The sequence below is a fragment of the Kribbella endophytica genome (assembly GCF_054781295.1).
This window is the reverse complement of the sequence record NZ_BAAGUR010000002.1, coordinates 165,907-182,794: the sequence shown is the minus strand read 5'-3', so window position 1 is coordinate 182,794 and position 16,888 is coordinate 165,907. Positions and strand designations below refer to the sequence as shown.

At 69.9% G+C, this 16,888-nt stretch carries 18 protein-coding genes and 1 pseudogene; 7 read left to right on the top strand and 12 right to left on the bottom strand.

Features of this window, described 5'->3' with window-relative positions; genetic code table 11:
• Position 1: 1 nt before the first annotated feature.
• From ACYVIO_RS19485 to ACYVIO_RS19470, 4 genes are all read right to left on the bottom strand, one after another.
• Complete coding sequence (locus ACYVIO_RS19485) at positions 2-817, bottom strand: sugar phosphate isomerase/epimerase family protein (protein ID WP_460652253.1); 816 nt, start codon at positions 815-817, stop codon at positions 2-4.
• Complete coding sequence (locus ACYVIO_RS19480; RefSeq protein ID WP_460652252.1) at positions 814-1,653, bottom strand: SCO3242 family prenyltransferase; 840 nt, start codon at positions 1,651-1,653, stop codon at positions 814-816. The genes ACYVIO_RS19485 and ACYVIO_RS19480 overlap by 4 nt, the downstream gene beginning before the upstream one ends.
• Positions 1,647-2,825 (bottom strand): inositol-3-phosphate synthase, encoded by a 1,179-nt coding sequence (locus tag ACYVIO_RS19475; protein ID WP_460652251.1) that lies wholly within the window; start codon positions 2,823-2,825, stop codon positions 1,647-1,649. Before ACYVIO_RS19475 ends, ACYVIO_RS19480 begins: the two co-directional genes overlap by 7 nt.
• A gap of 143 nt (positions 2,826-2,968) precedes the next feature.
• Complete coding sequence (locus ACYVIO_RS19470) at positions 2,969-4,324, bottom strand: YibE/F family protein (RefSeq protein WP_460652250.1); 1,356 nt, start codon at positions 4,322-4,324, stop codon at positions 2,969-2,971.
• Positions 4,325-4,376: 52 nt separating this feature from the next.
• Between ACYVIO_RS19470 and ACYVIO_RS19465 the strand changes: the two genes are divergently transcribed.
• The 4 genes from ACYVIO_RS19465 to ACYVIO_RS19450 all read left to right on the top strand — a co-directional run bounded on the left by ACYVIO_RS19465 (position 4,377) and on the right by ACYVIO_RS19450 (position 7,921).
• A complete protein-coding gene (locus ACYVIO_RS19465; RefSeq protein ID WP_460652249.1) occupies positions 4,377-5,363 on the top strand; it encodes a metal ABC transporter substrate-binding protein in 987 nt (328 codons plus the stop codon).
• On the top strand, positions 5,360-6,115 hold the full coding sequence (locus ACYVIO_RS19460; protein ID WP_460652248.1) for a metal ABC transporter ATP-binding protein: 756 nt from the start codon (positions 5,360-5,362) through the stop codon (positions 6,113-6,115). Before ACYVIO_RS19465 ends, ACYVIO_RS19460 begins: the two co-directional genes overlap by 4 nt.
• Before the next feature lie 148 nt (positions 6,116-6,263).
• Positions 6,264-7,268, top strand: coding sequence for a metal ABC transporter permease (locus ACYVIO_RS19455; protein WP_460652247.1), 1,005 nt, complete (start codon positions 6,264-6,266; stop codon positions 7,266-7,268).
• A 260-nt stretch (positions 7,269-7,528) separates the two neighbouring features.
• Entirely contained in the window at positions 7,529-7,921 is a 393-nt protein-coding gene (locus tag ACYVIO_RS19450) for a Fur family transcriptional regulator (protein WP_337925597.1), read from the top strand.
• Positions 7,922-8,246: 325 nt separating this feature from the next.
• On the opposite strand, the gene ACYVIO_RS19445 is transcribed toward ACYVIO_RS19450, so the two are convergent.
• Genes ACYVIO_RS19445 through ACYVIO_RS19430 form a run of 4 tightly spaced genes read right to left on the bottom strand, consistent with a single transcriptional unit; the run spans position 8,247 to position 10,435 of the window.
• Positions 8,247-8,876, bottom strand: a complete 630-nt coding sequence (locus ACYVIO_RS19445) for an HAD family hydrolase (RefSeq protein ID WP_460652246.1) — start codon at positions 8,874-8,876, stop codon at positions 8,247-8,249.
• A 1-nt stretch (position 8,877) separates the two neighbouring features.
• Positions 8,878-9,633 carry a class I SAM-dependent methyltransferase gene (locus ACYVIO_RS19440; protein ID WP_460652245.1) on the bottom strand — a complete coding sequence of 252 codons (756 nt, stop codon included), beginning with the start codon at positions 9,631-9,633 and terminating at the stop codon, positions 8,878-8,880.
• Complete coding sequence (locus tag ACYVIO_RS19435) at positions 9,620-9,976, bottom strand: hypothetical protein (RefSeq protein ID WP_460653572.1); 357 nt, start codon at positions 9,974-9,976, stop codon at positions 9,620-9,622. Before ACYVIO_RS19435 ends, ACYVIO_RS19440 begins: the two co-directional genes overlap by 14 nt.
• A 3-nt stretch (positions 9,977-9,979) precedes the next feature.
• Positions 9,980-10,435, bottom strand: coding sequence for a hypothetical protein (locus ACYVIO_RS19430; protein ID WP_460653571.1), 456 nt, complete (start codon positions 10,433-10,435; stop codon positions 9,980-9,982).
• A 15-nt stretch (positions 10,436-10,450) separates the two neighbouring features.
• Here ACYVIO_RS19430 and ACYVIO_RS19425 point away from each other — a divergent pair.
• The 3 genes and pseudogenes from ACYVIO_RS19425 to ACYVIO_RS19415 form a co-directional block, all read left to right on the top strand.
• Positions 10,451-11,089 (top strand): annotated as a pseudogene (locus tag ACYVIO_RS19425) (DUF222 domain-containing protein); the annotation flags it as partial.
• Positions 11,075-11,491 carry an HNH endonuclease signature motif containing protein gene (locus tag ACYVIO_RS19420; protein ID WP_460653549.1) on the top strand — a complete coding sequence of 139 codons (417 nt, stop codon included), beginning with the start codon at positions 11,075-11,077 and terminating at the stop codon, positions 11,489-11,491. The pseudogene ACYVIO_RS19425 and the gene ACYVIO_RS19420, both read left to right, overlap by 15 nt.
• Positions 11,492-11,742: 251 nt before the next feature.
• Positions 11,743-12,417: a hypothetical protein gene (locus ACYVIO_RS19415; RefSeq protein WP_460652244.1), complete on the top strand. Its 675-nt coding sequence runs from the start codon at positions 11,743-11,745 to the stop codon at positions 12,415-12,417.
• Positions 12,418-12,423: 6 nt separating this feature from the next.
• Here the strand turns inward: ACYVIO_RS19415 and ACYVIO_RS19410 are convergent, their stop codons facing one another.
• The 4 genes from ACYVIO_RS19410 to ACYVIO_RS19395 all read right to left on the bottom strand — a co-directional run bounded on the left by ACYVIO_RS19410 (position 12,424) and on the right by ACYVIO_RS19395 (position 16,701).
• Positions 12,424-13,299, bottom strand: a complete 876-nt coding sequence (locus ACYVIO_RS19410) for an aminoglycoside 6-adenylyltransferase (RefSeq protein ID WP_460652243.1) — start codon at positions 13,297-13,299, stop codon at positions 12,424-12,426.
• Positions 13,300-13,314: 15 nt separating this feature from the next.
• Positions 13,315-14,505 carry an MFS transporter gene (locus ACYVIO_RS19405; RefSeq protein ID WP_460652242.1) on the bottom strand — a complete coding sequence of 397 codons (1,191 nt, stop codon included), beginning with the start codon at positions 14,503-14,505 and terminating at the stop codon, positions 13,315-13,317.
• Complete coding sequence (locus ACYVIO_RS19400) at positions 14,502-15,137, bottom strand: GntR family transcriptional regulator (RefSeq protein WP_460652241.1); 636 nt, start codon at positions 15,135-15,137, stop codon at positions 14,502-14,504. The genes ACYVIO_RS19405 and ACYVIO_RS19400 overlap by 4 nt, the downstream gene beginning before the upstream one ends.
• A 544-nt stretch (positions 15,138-15,681) precedes the next feature.
• Positions 15,682-16,701, bottom strand: a complete 1,020-nt coding sequence (locus ACYVIO_RS19395) for a LacI family DNA-binding transcriptional regulator (protein ID WP_460652240.1) — start codon at positions 16,699-16,701, stop codon at positions 15,682-15,684.
• Positions 16,702-16,888 lie beyond the last annotated feature (187 nt).

Here is a 16,888-nt window from a genome sequence, read left to right as displayed (position 1 = left end):
TTCACAAGTAGTTCCGCAGAAAGGCCAGCGACTCCCGAGCGACAGTCGGGGCAGCGTGCGAGTGTCTCGGCAGCTCGACGGCCACCAGCCCGGCGTACTCGGCTTCCTGCAACGCCTTGAAGACCTGCTCGAAGTCGACCTCGCCGGTACCGAACTCCAGGTGCTCGTGGACATCCCGGCGCATGTCGTCGATCTGCACATTGACTAGATGCGGCGCGCCGAGCCGGATGCACTCCTCCGGCGGCTTCGGCTCGTTGCAGGCCAGGTGGCCGATGTCGAGCGTCAGCCCGAGCGTGTCCACCTCTTTGTGTAGCTTGAAGAATCCCGCGAGGTCATCGAGCAGCATCCCGGGCTCGGGTTCCATGCCGAGCACGACTCCCCGATCGGCGGCGTACGCGGCGAGCTGCTGGCAACTGCTGATCAGCCGCTCCCACCCGACCTCCGCCGGCACCTCATCAGGCAGTACGCCGGACCAGAACGACACCGCCTCGGCGCCGAGCTCGCCGGCGATGTCGATCGCGCGTTCCAGCAGCAGCATTCGCCACTCGGCGCCGTCAGTGTGCAGCAGCGTCGGCTCGTGCTTCCGGTACGGATCGAGCACGTAGCGGGCGCCGGTCTCGATCACCACCGCGAGCTCGGCGCGGGCCAGCAGTCGCCCGACCTCGGCCGTCCGCTCCTTGAGGTCCGGGCCGAACGGGTCGAGGTGGTTGTGATCGAGCGTCAGCGCCACACCCTCGTACCCGAGCTCGGCGATGACCGTCAGCGCCTCGGGCAGCCGATGGTTCGCGAACCCGTTGGTGCCGTAGCCGAGCCTCATGTCGGCGACACCTTCCGCGCCAGCGCCTTGGCCAACGGCAACGCCACAGCCAGCGCAGCCCCGAGCTTCGGGGCACCGGCCCGAGCGCACCAGGCCGCCTGCAACGGCACCAGCCCGTGGATGCCCGCGCCAACAGCCCGCCGCAGCTTCGGCCCACTCGGCTCCTGCGCCGCAGCCACCTGCGCCGGTCCGACTGCCTGAACGAAGAGTCCTGTAAGTACTGCTGTTGCTGCATGTTCTGGTCGACTCATAGTCGCCGCGGTGATCGCCGACGTCGCGGCCAGTGCACCACGCGCCGGCAGCGGCGTACTGCCGTGCACCTCACCGCGCGACATCGCCGTCACCCCAAGGATGTGCGTCCCGACGGCCAGCGCCGGAGCCCACGCACGCCGGCGCTGGTCACCAGCACCAACCAGTACGTCGAGCGCCCGCGCCGCCGCCATGAACACCGGACCGGCCACCGTGTTCTTGGCCTTCAGGTCGTAGCTCCACGCGGTAGCAGCCAGCACTGCCGAGGTCGCGAGGGCGGAGCGACCTCCAGCTCGTCCGGCCAGCGCCAGCCCGGCAGCAGTGAGTCCAGTCGCCAGACCAAGCGCCGTACTGGCAGGCACTCGTCCGGACGGGATAGGCCGCTCAGGTCGCTCGACAGCGTCGATCTCCCGGTCAGCCCAGTCGTTGAGCGCCATGCCGGCCCAGTAGATGCACACCGACGCAGCTGACAGCCCGACCATCCGGCCAGGCCTCAGGTCTCCAGCAGCGACAGCACCAGCCAGTACGTCGCCCGGCACGGTCAGCGCAGCAGGAGCCCGGACTAGTTCCACCAGGTCCTTCAGCATTCCTGCACCCACCGCACCAGCTCGTCGTACTGCCTGGTCAGTGCGTGCTCGCTCGACTCGACCGGGTCCTTGAAGTAGAAGCCCAGGAACGGCATCGCCCCGACATGGCCTCGCTCCAGCGCCAGTGCGGACAGGCGAGCCAGGTCCAGCACGAGCGGAGCCGCCAGAGCCGAGTCGCAGCCCTGCCAGGTGAACTGCAGCGTCATCCGTACGCCGAGGAACCCCGAGAACATCACGTGATCCCAGGCGGTCTTCCAGTCGCCCAGCGGGTCCACGTAGTCGATGTGGACCTCACCAGGCACCTCACCGCCGAGCAGCTCGGTCAGTACGCGCTCCTTGGACACGCTCTTCGACTCGGCCGCGTGCGGGTCAGCCAGCGTCGCCCCGTCGCCACCACCGAGCAGGTTGGTCCCGGACCAGGCCTGCACAGGCAGAGCCCGAGCCGTGAACATCGGCGCGAGCACGCTCTTCACGAGGGTCTCCCCCGTCTTCGCGTCCTGCCCGCCGTACGGCAGCCGCCGCTCGACCGCCCAGTCCCGAACCACCTGCGGCCGAATCGAAGTCGACGGCGTGAAGTCCACGTACGCCGCGCCAGCTTCGAAGGCTGCCAGCGCGCCGATCGAACTCGCCGGCAATGCCTGCCCGGTCCTCGCGGCGCCGCTCGCCTCCGCCCCTCTCTCCCCGTTCGCGACCCGGGTGGCCTTCAGCGCCCGTCGGAGTTCGGCAAGGTCGGCGTACCGGACCTCGGCGGGCGGCTCGGTGGACGCGACGTTGATCGCGACGACGTGCTCCAGGTCGTTGCGCAGCCGGAACGCCCGGATGTCCTCGGCCATCCGGCGGACCAGCTCGTCCTGGGTGTCGGCGACCGGGAGGACCACCAGGTTCCGCTCGGTCTCGGCCAGCTCGGCGGCAATCAGACCGTCCAGCCCGGGCGGGAGCACGCCCCCGGCAACGAGTCGCTCCACCTGTTTGCTCAGCGGGATCTCGGACGGGTCGTGCCCGCCGAAGACCAGCCGATCGATCGGCGTCAGCCCGGCACCGGCGAACGCCGGCTGCTCGGTGACGACTCCGGCGGGAGGGGCGCCGTGGGCCAGTGCGGCCGCTCCGGCGACGGTCGTGGTCGCGACCGAACCCCTTGCCCCGAACAACCACACACCCACGCGTCGATGCATCCGCGGCTCCTCAGGCTCGCTGCCACGGAAGGTAGTCTTGGGCGGACAATCCGTGACAGATCGGAACTCTAGAGCGCGGATGGTCGCGACGGAAGAACCTGCCGAACAGAAATACGGAAGATCACGCCGCGATCAGTGCAACATCACGACTGCGAAGAATCCGCCACTCGATCGGCGTTTTCTGCCTCAGGACCGACGTGTTCGACCTCGGCGACCAGGTCGCGCGAGCGGTCCGCGACGGCCATCGCGGCCAGCGCGGTGGTCAACGGAACCGCCGCGATGATGCCCAGGCTGCCGACCAGACCTCGGACGACTTCGATCGCCACCTGCTCGGTCGAGATCAGGTAGTTGGACTGCGTCCCGCTGATCGCGAACACCATCAGGATCGGCAGCGCCGCCCCGGCGTACGCGAGGACGAGCGTGTTCACGACCGAGGCGACGTGCGCCCGGCCGATCCGCAGCCCGGCGCCGAACAGCGCGGCGCGACCCGCGGCCGGGTTGGCCGCCGACAGCTCCCACACCGCGCTCGCCTGCGTCACCGTCACGTCGTCCAGTACGCCGAGCGCACCGATCACGATCCCGGCCACGAGCAGCCCGGCCAGGTCGATGTCGGGCACGTACGCCTTGAGCGCCGACGCACCGTCCGACGCGATCCCGGACAGGTCGCAGAACTTCACGAACGCCCAGCCCAGGAACGCGGTCAGGCCGAGCGCCGCGATCGTGCCGGCCAGCGCGACCGACGACTGCGCGTTGATCCCGTGCGTCAGGTACAGGGCGATCACCATGATCACCGAGCCGCCGACCACCGCCACGAGCAGCGGGTTCGACCCCTTGAGAATGGCGGGCAGGATGAACTGGGTCAGCGTGATCCCGGTGACCACGAGCGCGCCGAGCGCCGCCAGACCGCGCCAGCGAGACAGCACGACGACCGCGACAGCGAAGATCGCCGCCAGGATCAGCAGCGGACGGCCGCGGTCGTGATCGACGTACTGGTACCGCTCGGCGATCGGAGCCTTGCCGTCGACGCCGAGCAGGACCTTGTCGCCGACCTTGACCGGGATCGACGTCTGCGCGCCCTTCGGGACCTGGACCGGCACCTCAGCTCCGACGTCGGACTTGCCCGAGTCGACCCGGACCGTCGCCTCGTCGCAGTCGGCCGGGCTCTCCGGGCACGGCGCGAGCTTCATCACCGTGCCGCCGGCACCGCTGGACTTGGCCGACTCGACCACGACGTCGCCGCCCGGCCACATCACGACCATCGCGATGATCGCCGCCGCGATCAGCGGGATCAGCAGCGCCGCGACCACCACGCGGACCCGGCGAGCGACCACCGCGTCCCGGTCCACGACCGACGTGTCCACCACGTGCTCGTCGCCCCAGCCGCCGCCGTGACCGTGCCCATGACCGTGTCCGTGCCCGGAACCACGGGGAATTTCGATCCGGCGGCGCCGGTTGGGTTTGCTGTCGGCCCGCCTGCGCCCGACCGTCCGCCTGGCCATCCGTCCACTCCCTGTTTTGACAACCAGTTCCATTTAAATGAAAATGATTGTCATGAGATCTAGTCGTCGTCCTGTCAGTTGCCTTGTCACGGCCGGCCTTGCCGCCCTGACCCTGCTCACTCTCGCAGGCTGCGGCAGCAACGCTGCCGACGGCTCCGGCGGCAGCGGGGACAAGCTCGACGTGGTGGCATCCTTCTACCCGCTCGAGTTCATCGCCAAGTCGGTGGGGGGCGACGCGGTGAACGTGACCACGCTGACCGCGCCGGGCGTCGAGCCGCACGACCTGGAGCTCACCCCGAAGCAGGTCGGCACGATCGCCGGGGCCAAGCTGGTCGTGTTCGAGAAGGGTCTGCAGCCCGCCGTCGACGAGGCCGTGGAGCAGAACGCCAAGGGCGCCGGCTTCGACGTCGCCCCGGCGGCGAAGCTCGAGGCCACCGGCGCGGACTTCGAGGAGCACGAGGAGGGCGGCGCCGCCACCCCGACCGGAACTGTGAAGCCGGCTGCGTTCACGGAGGACGCGCTCGACCCGCACTTCTGGCTCGACCCGGTCCGCTACGCGGGCGTCGTACAGGCTGTGACCGACAAGCTGGTCGAGGTCGACGCCGCGCACGCCGACGGGTACAAGGAACGCGCCAAGACGCTGCTCGGCGAGGTGAACAAGCTCGACTCCGACTACAAGACCGGCCTGGAGTCGTGCAAGCTCAAGACGTTCGTGACGAGCCACGAGGCGTTCGCGTACCTGGCGAAGCGGTACGGTCTGCAGATGGTCGGAATCGCCGGTTTCACCCCGGACGCCGAGCCGACCCCCCAGCGGATCAGGGAGGTCCAGGACATCGTGCGCAACCAGCACGTCACCACGATCTTCTACGAGGAGCTCGTCAGCCCGAAGGTGGCCGAGTCGATCGCCCGCGACGTCCACGTCAAGACCGCGGTCCTCAGCCCGATCGAGGGGCTGTCGGACGCGAACTCTCAGGAGACCTACCTCTCGCTGATGCGGGAGAACCTGCAGGAGCTCCGGAAGGCGAACAGCTGCGCGTGACAGCCTCTCCCTCTGACACCCCGAAGGCCGTCCAGGTCGCCGATCTCTCGGTCGACCTGGGCGGTCGTCTCGTGCTGCGCGGTATCGACCTGCAGATCCGGCCCGGCGAGGTCGTCGCCGTACTGGGCACCAACGGCTCCGGCAAGTCCACGCTGGTCCGCACGATCGTCGGCCTGCTCCCGGCCGCGCGCGGCGAGGTCCGGCTCTTCGGTACGCCGGTCCCGCGGTTCCGCCAGTGGAGCCGGATCGGGTACGTGCCGCAGCGGATCACCGCGGCCGGCGGCGTACCGGCGACCGTGCACGAGGTGGTCTCGTCCGGCCTCCTGTCGAACCGGCGGTTCTTCCGGCCGCTGACGGCCGCTCAGAAGGCCGCCGTGGACGAGTCGCTCGAGCTGGTCGACATGGCCGACCGACGCAAGGACGCCGTGGCCGAGCTGTCTGGGGGCCAGCAGCAACGAGTGCTGATCGCCCGTGCGCTGGTGTCCGATCCGGAGCTGCTCGTGCTCGACGAGCCGACCGCCGGCGTCGACCTGGCCAGCCAGGACATCTTCGCCGACGCGATCCGCGAACGCGTCGCCCGCGGCACGACGGTCGTCATGGTCAGCCACGACCTCGGCCCGATGGACGCCCTGATCGACCGCTCGATCGTGCTCCGCCGCGGCCGCATCGTGTACGACGGCCCACCGCACGCCTCACAAACCCACGCCCACGTCCACCACGTCGTGGATGACAAGCCCGGATGGCTGGGCTGATGGCCGCGCCTCCGGCACGGCGGGGTCATGGGGCCCAACTCCCGCCCTTCCCTCGTCGCTCCAGTCGCTTCGCTCCCTCCGCTCCTCAGTCCAGGGCGGGAGGCCCCATGACCTTTGCGGTGCTCCTCAGATCAAGCCAGGAAACCCGATGACTCTCTTCCAACTGGAATTCATGCAGCGGGCGCTGATCGCCGGGCTGCTGACCGGGCTGTCGGCGCCGGCGATCGGGACGTACCTGGTGCAGCGGCGGCTGGCCCTGATGGGCGACGGAATCGGGCACATCGCGATCACCGGCGTCGCGCTCGGCCTGCTGACCGGGACCGCGCCGGTGCTGACCGCGATCCTGGTCGCGGTGGTCGGCGCGAGCGCGATCGAGCTGATCCGAGCCCGCGGCAAGACCAGCGGGGACGTCGCCCTGTCGCTGCTCTTCTACGGCGGGATCGCGGGCGGTGTGCTGCTGATCGGCCTGGCCGGCCAGGGCGCCGCCACGCTGAACACGTATCTCTTCGGCTCGCTCACGACGGTCTCACCGTCCGACCTGTACGTCGTGGTCGGGCTCGCGGTCGTCGTACTGGTCATCGCGATCGGCCTCGGGCCGCAGCTGTTCGCGGTCTGCCAGGACGAGGAGTTCGCGCGGGTCACCGGGCTGCGCGTCCAGCTGCTCAACCTGCTGATCGCGGTGATGGCGGCGGTGACCGTCACGGTCGCGATGCGGACCGTCGGGCTGCTGCTGGTCAGCGCGCTGATGGTGGTGCCGGTGGCGACCGCCCAGCAGGTCACGCGGTCGTTCCGATCGACGTTCGTGACCGCCTGCGGGATCGGCGTACTCGTGTGTCTCGCGGGCATCATCACGTCGTACAACGCGAACGTGGCGCCTGGCGCGACGATCGTCGTACTGGCCCTCGCGTGCTTCGTCGCCGCCGCTGCCGCCGGAGCGCTGGTCCGCCGGCGCCGCGCCGTACAGGCACCGCTGGCTGATGAAGAGCCCGAGGTCGGGGTACCGGGTCCGGAGCCGCACGTGGTCACCGACGAGCACGAGCACGCCCACGGCCAGAAGTGCGGCCACACGAAGGTCGAGCACGGCGACCACGTGGACTACGTGCACGACGGACACCTGCACGCCGCCCACGGCGACCACTGGGACGAGCACTGAGTTGATGGACGCTGAGTTGATGGGCGCTGACTTGGCGGGCACTCGCTTGGTGAGCACTGGCTTGGCGAGCGTTGGCTCGGCGGTTGGCTTGGCAAGGGCCGACTTGCGGGCGCTGGCTTGGCGAACGCTGACCTGGCAAGCGCCGACTTGGCGGGCGCTGAGTTGGTGAGCGTTGGCTTGGCGACAGGCGCTGACTTGGCGACGTCTGCCAGAATGGCGAGTTGCCGGGGAGAATCAGTGATCTCATGACAGGAGGAACGGTGGCGATCGGTACGAGGTCCACCCGCCAGCGCGCGGCGGTGGCGTCGGTGCTGGACAACCTGGACGACTTCCGCACGGCCCAGGAGATCCACCAGGAGCTCCGGACCTCCGGCGAGGCCGTCGGCCTGACCACGGTCTACCGCACCCTCCAGGCCCTGGCCGACTCCCGCGAGGTCGACGTCCTACGCACCGCCGACGGCGAAACCGCCTACCGCCGCTGCTCCAAGGGCCACCACCACCACCTCGTCTGCCGCAACTGCGGCCGCACCGTCGAGGTCGAAGGCCCCGCCGTCGAACGCTGGGCCGACAAGGTCGCCGCCGAACACGGCTACGCCGACATCAGCCACACCCTGGAAATCTTCGGCACCTGCGCCGACTGCCAAAAAGCCTGACCCCGCCGCCCGCAGGTCGACGGCCCTGTCGCCTTCCGCTGTCGCCGCGGAGCCCAAGCATCAACCTCTCCCGGCTCCACTCCCGCCACGGGCGGAACCCGAACAGAAGCCCTCCCAGGCAGAGCAGTACGCCGACCACCTGACCCCGCCCCCACCACGCCCCACCGCCGCCCCAAGTACCGACCCCCGACCCGGCCCCTCGCCCGACGCCCCTCATCTGGCCCTGCAGGCTCTACACCCGCTCCGCTACCGAGTCGTGGTCGCGCGGCCTACCCTCGTGGTCGCAGCTACCCTCCTAGGCGCGGCCTGCCCTCGCAGTCGCGGCCTAGCGTTGAGCCCCGGCACCGACGAGGCGCTCCAGCAGGCCCGGCATGGTGTGAACTACCTCAGGAGTGAAGCCCTCGACCCGGTTACTGGCGGTGTCGTCGCTGGCGAAGAGCAGCGGGCGAAAGCCGGCCTTATGCGCTGCCACAAGGTTGGTAGGACGGTCATCGACCAGGACGGTTCGAGCAGCATCCAGGCCGGCGTGAGCCAGTACAGCTCGGAACGCCTCCGGGGACGGCTTCCGAGCGCCGATCTCGGAGCTGACGTACCAGCGTTCGGCGTACAGCCCGAAGCGGGCGCGGAGAAGCTGGGACCAAGGCGCAGCATCATTGGTGAGCACCAGCGGGGTGACGCCTGCACTGCGGAGTTGCTCAAGGATTTCCCGGGCGCCGGACGTCACCTCGTGGTTGCTGCAGTAGTCGGCGTCACTGGCCGTAGCTGCTACCCCGAAGTCCATCCACAGCTGGTCAGTTGAGATCGCGCCAAGGGTGCACCGGCGATAGGCCTCGCGGATCTCCAACTCGCTTGCGATGCAGCCGTGAGCGCGCAGGTACGGGATGAGCAAGCTGCCGACCACGTTGCCGTGCCGGTAAAGCACACCCATGGCATCCAGCACGACGAACCGGCGCACCTCAGCGGACCGCGGTGAGCAGATAGGTCGCCGGCAGCTGACCGGCCTGATCACCGAGCCCGGCATACATCTCGGGAGCCGCAAACTCCTCCAGCGAGCGAACCGTCAGCCCGGCTGCCAGTACGGCGGTGGTGACAGCGCCCAGGTTCCAGACGTAGCTGCGGCTAGCGAGAGGCGTTCCCAGCTCACGAGTGATCTGCGGAGCCTTGAGCGGATCCGGGTAGCCATCCCGCGCCGGCGTGAAGTAGTCACCAGTGACCCTCATCGGCGCGGTGACAGTGAGCACCTCCCACACCGGGTGGTGCTCCGAAATCACCAGCACTCCGCCCGGCGCGAGCCGCGACGCCAGATCGGCAGCCCACCCCTTCAGGTCCGGCACCCAACAGATCCCACCCCACGAAATGAAGATCAGATCGAACCCGGTCAGCTCCGCCTCCAACCCCATCATGTCCTGCTCGCGAAAGTCGACAGATAGCCCAAGCGCCTCAGCCTTGGCGCGACCAGTCGCCAAGTGCGTGGGCGCCAGATCAACCGCCACAACATCAGTGCCGAGCCCCGCGAACGTCAACGCCTCATCGCCCACCGAACAAGCCAACTGCAGCACCCGCCGCCCACGCACATCGCCCACCGCAGCCAGCTCGTGCTCGTTGAGCACACTCCCGCCCGCCCGAAAGAACTCAACCGACTCACCCAGCCGCCGCGGCGCCAACGCCTCCCAGTACTGCCGATTCCGGGCGACAACCTCAGCGCTCTCCATGCCGGCGATCGTACGAGACCGCACGTCGTACCGCACCGAGGTTTTCCACAGCCACCCCGGACTTGGCCGGATCCGGCCAATCGTCAGATCCCTTGTGTACAAGGGCTTCCAGACCCAAAAACAGTCGGCGGCCTATTGCAGAATGGTCGGCATGGAACAGTTCGGGCAGCGCCCAATGTGGTCGATGAGTGGCAGCGAAATGCTGACCACTCTCGACGGCGTGCAAGCGCAACTCGACCGCCTGCAGACCTACCGTTTGGAGCTGCTCGCGGCCCTCGAGGCCAACGGCCATGCCGCCGAGATCGGCGCCCGCGACACAGTCCAGCTGATCTCGACCCGCCATCGTCTAGACCACACCGACGTACGCCGCGACCTCCGACTCGCCCTCGCCCTGCCGAAGTACGAGCAAGTCCGCGCCGCGCTGAGCAGGCCTGACGCCCCAGCGCCACTTCTCCCCGGCCACTCCGTGCCCGACGCGCCCGCAGGGCTTCATCCTGACCAGTCCACCCAAGCGCGGCTTCACCTCGGCCAGGGCGACCCAGCGCCACTCCTCCCCGGCGAGTCCGTGCCCGATGCCCCGGCAGGGCTTCATCCTGACCAGTCCGCCCCAGCGCTGCTTCTCCCCGGCGAGGCCGACCCAGCACGGCTCCACCCCGGCCAGGGCGACCCAGCGCCACTTCACCCCGACCAGACCGACCCGGCACGGCGCCACCCCGGCCAGGGCGACCCAGCGCCGCTTCACCCCGACCAGACCGACCCAGCGCGGCTCCATCCCGGCCGGGCCTACCCGGTACGGCTCCATCCCGGCCAGGCCGACGCGATCGTCACCGCTCTCGAGCGGATCCCCGCGAGGGCCCAGGTGCCTGTCGACGACCTGGAGGTCGCCGAGCGCGAACTCATCAGGTCCGCCCAGGTGCTGTGCCCCGCCGACCTTCGCGTGCTGGGCAAGCGCGTCCGGGACACCCTCGACACCGACGGCATCGAGCCCAAGGAGGCCCAGGCTCTGGCGGCCGAGAACCTCTGGCTCAAGCGCGGCGACCTCGGCGTCGAGTTCGGCGGGTACCTCGCCGGCGCGCACGCCGAACTTCTGCAGACCCTCGTCTTCGCCGGCGCCAAACCGCGCAAAACTCTCGACGGCCGGCGGGACCCGCGCAGCCGAGGCCGACGCCAGGCCGACGCCCTGACCGCCGTACTGGAGAGCGCCGCCGCGACCGGCACCGCCGTCCCCGCCCACGGCGCCATCAAGCCCCACGTCACCGTCACCATCGGCCTGGACGCTCTCACCACCGGAACCGGCACGGCCTCCCTCGCATCCGGCGCCACCCTGTCAGCAGCCACGGTCCGCCGCCTAGCCTGCGACGCCGGAGTCATCCCGATGGTCCTCGGCACCGCCTCCGAACCCCTCGACGTAGGCGCCGAGCACCGCTTCGTCACGCCCGCCATCCGCCGCGCCCTGAACGTCCGCGACCAAGGCTGCATCGTCTGCGCCGCCCCGCCCGCGATGTGCGAAGCCCACCACGTAGTCCACTGGGCCGACGGCGGCGAAACCCGCCTCACCAACCTCGCCCTGCTCTGCAAGCGACACCACATCGACGTCCACCAAGGCCACTGGACCCTCACCACCAGTTCCGGCCGCCCCACCACCAACCGCCCACCCTGGACCAGCCCGCCACGCCCCACCACCCACTCGTCCACCACTCCGGCGCGCCCCACCACCCACTCACCCACCACCCCGGCGCACCCCACCACCCACTCACCCACCACCCCGGCGCACTCCACCGCCCACTCGCCCACCACCCCGGCAGCTACTCCCCCAAGCCGCCCGCCGCCGCACCTCCCCGACCCCACTCTCAGCTGACCCCGCGAGGCCCGCCCGCCTCCGGACATCAGCCACGCCCGCCTGCCCGGCACACCGGCGACTCCGCCTGTGCGTCAAGGCCGCCGGGGTCTCCGAGACCATCCAGCTCGGCGTGGCTGCAGCCCGCCTGTCTCCTGTCACAGGCCGCCTGTCGCCGGCGCCACACCGCAAGTCGGCGAGCAGGACTTGCCATCGCCGGTCATCGCGTCAAGGATCCCTGGCGAGCGGAAACAACAACTGGGGGTCGAACCATGCGTACGAAGCCAACTGCCGCAGTAGTCGCCGCGCTGATGCTTGCCACAGCAGTCATCACCGCCACACCGGCAACCGCCAAGCCCGCCGCGACCTGCAACCTCACCGCGCCGTACCGGGTCGTCATCGGCCAGCCGTATAAGGAGTTCAAGCTGTACGCGTCGAGCGTCTGCGCTCTGAACGGTGGTTCGTCCGGCTGGGACCTCATTCACCCGAGCCAGGGAAGCCAGGGCGGCGCGTACTTCGTCAGCGGAACCACCCAGGAAAGCTGGGACGTCTACGACTTCCACACCATCGGCCTCCACACTTGGCGTCCATCGGGCGCCTTCGACAGCAGCTCCAACCCGCTGACGCAGAACACTCTCCAGTCCGACATCCGCCTCGCAACCGCCGCCTGGATCACCAGCAAGCGGACCGCCGACGTAGTGACGCTGACCGGAACCTCGCTCCTGTACTCGACCGGTAGCGACAGCTACTTCAAGCGGTCCGCGAAGGGCGCGTTCCAGTTCAAGGAACGCGGCACCACGACCTGGAAGGGCCTCAAGGCCGTCACCACCAGCTCAGCCGGCGTCGCAACCATGTCCTACCGCTACAGCAAAACCCGCGACTACCGCTTCGTCCTCTACACCACCCCGGTCTCCTGGGACCAGGCCAGCGCAACCACCACGCGCTGACCCAGCTCAGTCCAAGACGTCCAGGTACGCGACAACGGCCTTCTCGGCATCCTCACGCCGTACGACGCCGCTGTCGCGGACCTCGAAGTACAGCTCGACCGCCGCACGCAGCGCGCGCAGGCAATCGGCGCGATCAGCCAGAGCGACCGTCCGCGCCAACGCGGGAACCAGCTCCGGGGCCAACTGCTCGACCCGCCGTACGCCGGCCGGCCGATCGGTGCGGCTGGCAACGATCGCCGGCACGAGCGCCGCGCTCCGGATCATCCCGAGCCCGTCGACCGCCTCGAACAGCTCACCACGGCCGACCTTCGCCGCCACGTAGTGGATCCACACCCAGAACCGGTCCTCGATCCACTGGGCATCCGGCTGCGGCCACGCGGCCTGCGCCGTGCCGAGCCGCTGCTCGACGCTGTCGTCGCGCTGCCACAGCACCAGGCCGTCCTCGACCCGCTCGTCGAGATCGCTGAGCCCGATGAACTTCAGGTCGACGTGGATCACCGGCGGCCCGTACAGCGCGATCAGCAGCCGCGGTTCGCCCACGTGCTCGCCGGTGAACGCGACCAGCAGCTGACCGACCGCCGCGGCGAATTCCTTGCCCTGCGCAACCACTTCCTGCTGAACCGCGTCAGCACAGACGATCACCAGGTCGAGGTCGGACCACTCGTCCGGCTGCCCGTTCGCGACCGAGCCGTTGACGATCACGGCCAGGAACCGCGGATCCCCCGCAGCGGCAGCGATCACGCCGTCCGCCACCTCGCGAAACTGCTCCGGCACCCGATCCATCAACCCGCCCACGACGTCCGCCTCTCCAGCTCCCGCACACAGCCGCTCCCCGTCATGATCGCAGCCGACCAGCGACGGCGGCGACCCGATTTCGCGCACTGCCGGGAGCGAGGTTTACGCGGGCAGATGCCGCCGCGACGAAGCAAGCACCACCGCCGTGCAGGCCAGCGTCACCACAGCGACAGCGCCCAGCAGGATCACGTACGGCGCCAAACCGGCGACGGCGGCGAGCACAGTCGGCAGCAGGAACCCCGTGTACGCGGCGGCGTAGTAGACGCCCGTCAGCCCGGCCAGATCAGCCCCACCGTTCAGAGCGGCGATGCGCTGGATCTCCAACAACCCCGACACCACAGCGATCCCGTACGCCGCGCCCAGCAGCACCCCGTCGAGCAGGCCGAGCCACGGCGAGCCGACGTCGGCGACCACCGCGCTGAGGCCGACTCCGGCCGACATGAGGACCATCGCGACGACGATGGCCCTGGCTGTCGACACGGAGTCGAGCCTCTTGGCCAGCGGCTGCACCAAAGCCCCCGTGCCGAGGGTGCAGACCGTGAGCAGGGTGGCGTAGGCCAGTCCCCAGTTGCCGAGCCGGTCGCCGACGAGCTGCGGCGTCACGGCGTACGCGATGCCGGCCGAGCCGAAGACCCACGGCGCCATCGGCAGCACCACGCGCAGGAAGCGGCGGTGGGCGACGGCCGGTACCTTCAGCAGCGACCAGAGCGTCCCGGCAGCCGGTGCAGTCCGAGTCTCGGGAGCACGTGAAAGCAAGGACAGCGCAACCAACGCCAGTACGGCATGCACCACGTACGGCGTAACCATCGGCCGCGGCCCCCACTGAGCCAGTACGCCGGCCACTCCGGCGCCCAGGCCGAAGCCGAGTGTCAGCCCCATCGCCGCACGCCGTGCACCGGAGCCGGCGTCAGCAGTTGCGTCGTACGGCGGCTGCGAGAGCTCCTTGACCCAGCTGGTCCCGACAGCCATGGCGATGCCTACGGCCACTCCGGTGAGCAGCCGCCCGCCGTACAGCGCCCAGGTCTGCCCGACCATCAGGAACGCGCTCGAGACCACCGAGAGCGCAGTACCGACCAGCATCAGCGGCTTGCGGCCGTGCCTGTCGGACAGGGCTCCCGCGACGAGCAGTCCGGGCACCAGCCCGACGACGTACGTGCCGAGGAACAGGTCGACCTCAACAGTCGAGTAGCCACCGGCCCGCCGGTACAGCAGGAGCAGCGGCGTGAACTGGTTGCCGCCCCACCCGCAGCAGAACATCGCGAACACGGCCGGCAGCCACGTGCGGCGGGTCATGGCCGATGGTTGCGGTCCAGGTGGTCCGCAAGTGCACGGCCAAAGGCCTCGGGGTCCCGGGCAGTCACATGGTCGGCCATCACGCGGTGCTCGGCCAGGATCACGTCAAGCAGGCGAGCGCGCGGTCGCAGTACGCCGAGACTCATCCGGCGTTGCCGGTCTGCCAGCGACCGGTAGAAGCGGATCGCCAGCGCATTGCCGGAGGCCTCCACAAAGCTGGTGTGGAAGGCGTCGTCGGCCGCCGCGAACCCGTCCGGATCCTCGGCGGCCGCGCACCGCGCCTGCTCGGCCAGTGCCCGCGACCACCCCGCCGAAGCCGCGGCCAGCAGCCTGTCGTCCCTCACCAGACGTCGTACGGCGGCCGTCTCCAGCGCCTCCCGCAGCTCGAGCACGTCCTCGACCTCGGTCGGCGACACCGGTACGACGACAGCGCCGCGCTTGGGCACGAGCCGCAGCAGCTGCTCGGCCTCCAGCCGCAGGAACGCCTCACGCACCGGGGTCCGGCTGATCGACAGCTCCTGCGCGATCTCGCCCTCGCTGAACAACTGCCCACCGGCCAGCGCACCGGTGAGGATCAGCTCCTTGGTATGCCGGTAGGCGCGATCTCCCGCCGGAGTCTTCTCATCGGCCACGAGGCCACGGTAGCGCATAGATGCATGCATAGATGCAAGGCTCGACCGTCGAACACCCGTCGGCGCCGCGGCCAGGAACGGCCGGGGTGCCGGGGCCGGGGAAGCCGGGAGATCGAGGTGGCCGCCGCCCGGGGGCCTGGGAGCCAGGGTGCCCGGGCAGCGGCCGGGGTGGGCGTACCAGGTAGGCCGAGGCCGACGCAGCAGGCCGGGGCCGACGTGGCAGGCAAGGGGACGGCCGAGAGACCGGGGCCCGGGGACTGGGGAGCTGGGAGGGGACCGGGCAGCCGGGATCCGGGCGGCGAGGGCAGGGAGGCCGGGCGGCGAAGGCAGGAGGTCGGGGCGGGTGCGCGAGCTCGGCCGGGGCGGACGCGGCGGGCAGGCGGGACCCGACGCAGCAGGCCGGAGCGGGCGTGGCCAGCTCGGCAGGGGCGGACGCGAGAGCTTGGCCGGAGCGGAAGCGGCGGGCGTCGACGCCGCAGCTAGGCGGACACGGCAGCTCGGCCGGGGCAGACGCCGCAGGTCGGGGCGGCATCCTGCCCGGGGCCTAGCCGCCTGAGCTCTCCCGGACTACCAGCTGGAATGCTGCCTGCTGTTCTCCCACCTCGTACGTCGTACCGGCTGCGGCTGCCTCGAACTGGGTTTGCAGGGAATCGACCGCAAGCCGTGCGATCGCCGAGCGGTCTGGCGAGATTGTTGACAGGGTCGGCGTTGCTGCTCGGCCGTACGGGATGTCGTCGAATCCGACGACCGCGACGTCCTCAGGCACCCGGAAGCCGCGCGTCTGCAGGGCCCGGACGACACCCAGCGCAACCCAGTCGGTTACGCAGAAGACTGCGTCCGGCGGGTCGGCCGCGTGCTCGGCTAGCAGTGCGGCCATCTGTTGCTCACCCTCCTCGCCTAGGTTGTTCCGGACTGGCTTGATCAGGGTGTCGTCGATCGGCAGGCCAGCTGCCTTCATCGCTAGCCGGTAGCCGACCAGGCGCGGATGCTTTCGGTCGCCCGGGCTCGAGCCGATCATCGCGATCCGTCGTCGACCGAGCTCGGCCAGGTGCGTGACCGCGGCGGCGGCCGCCGCGACGTTGTCGATAGCAACGTGTTGCGCGGCGCCCTGGTAGTTGCGATCGCCGAGCATGACGAGCGGCGTCCGGTCGGTCCGCTTCCGCAGCTCCGTCGGGCCGACGGTGGTCGAGCTGAGGATCAGCCCATCGATGCGCTGCGGGAACCGCCCGGCCAGCGCGTCGCGTTCGACCGCGAGGTCGCCGTCGGTCTGCTGGATCAGTACCACCCAGTCGCGCTGGGCCGCCGCCTGCAGTACCTGGCCGGCGAGCGCCGCGAAGTACGGCATGTCGAGCTGCGGTACGACGAGCGCGATGAGCCCGGCGCGGCCGAGTGCGAGGTTGCGGGCCGACAGGTTCGGCCGGTAACCGATCTCGTCGATCGCGGCCTGCACCCGTGCGCGCGTATCGGCCGACACGTGCTGGAAGTCGTTGATCACGTTGGACACGGTCTTCATCGACACCCCGGCCCGCGCCGCGACGTCGGCCAGCCGTGGTCTGCCCGTCACACGCCCCACCGTCCACCGATCACGTGCGCCAGGCTACCGGCCAGCACCTCCCACAGTGCCGACCTCACCGCAGCCCGGACGCCCCTTGGTCCCGCCGTGAGCGCGGGCTGGTGGCCAAGGCCGGCTAGTCGTCCGTCCAAGCAGCCCGTACGGCGGCCGCCTAGGCCGAGGGCGTCAGCAACGCGGC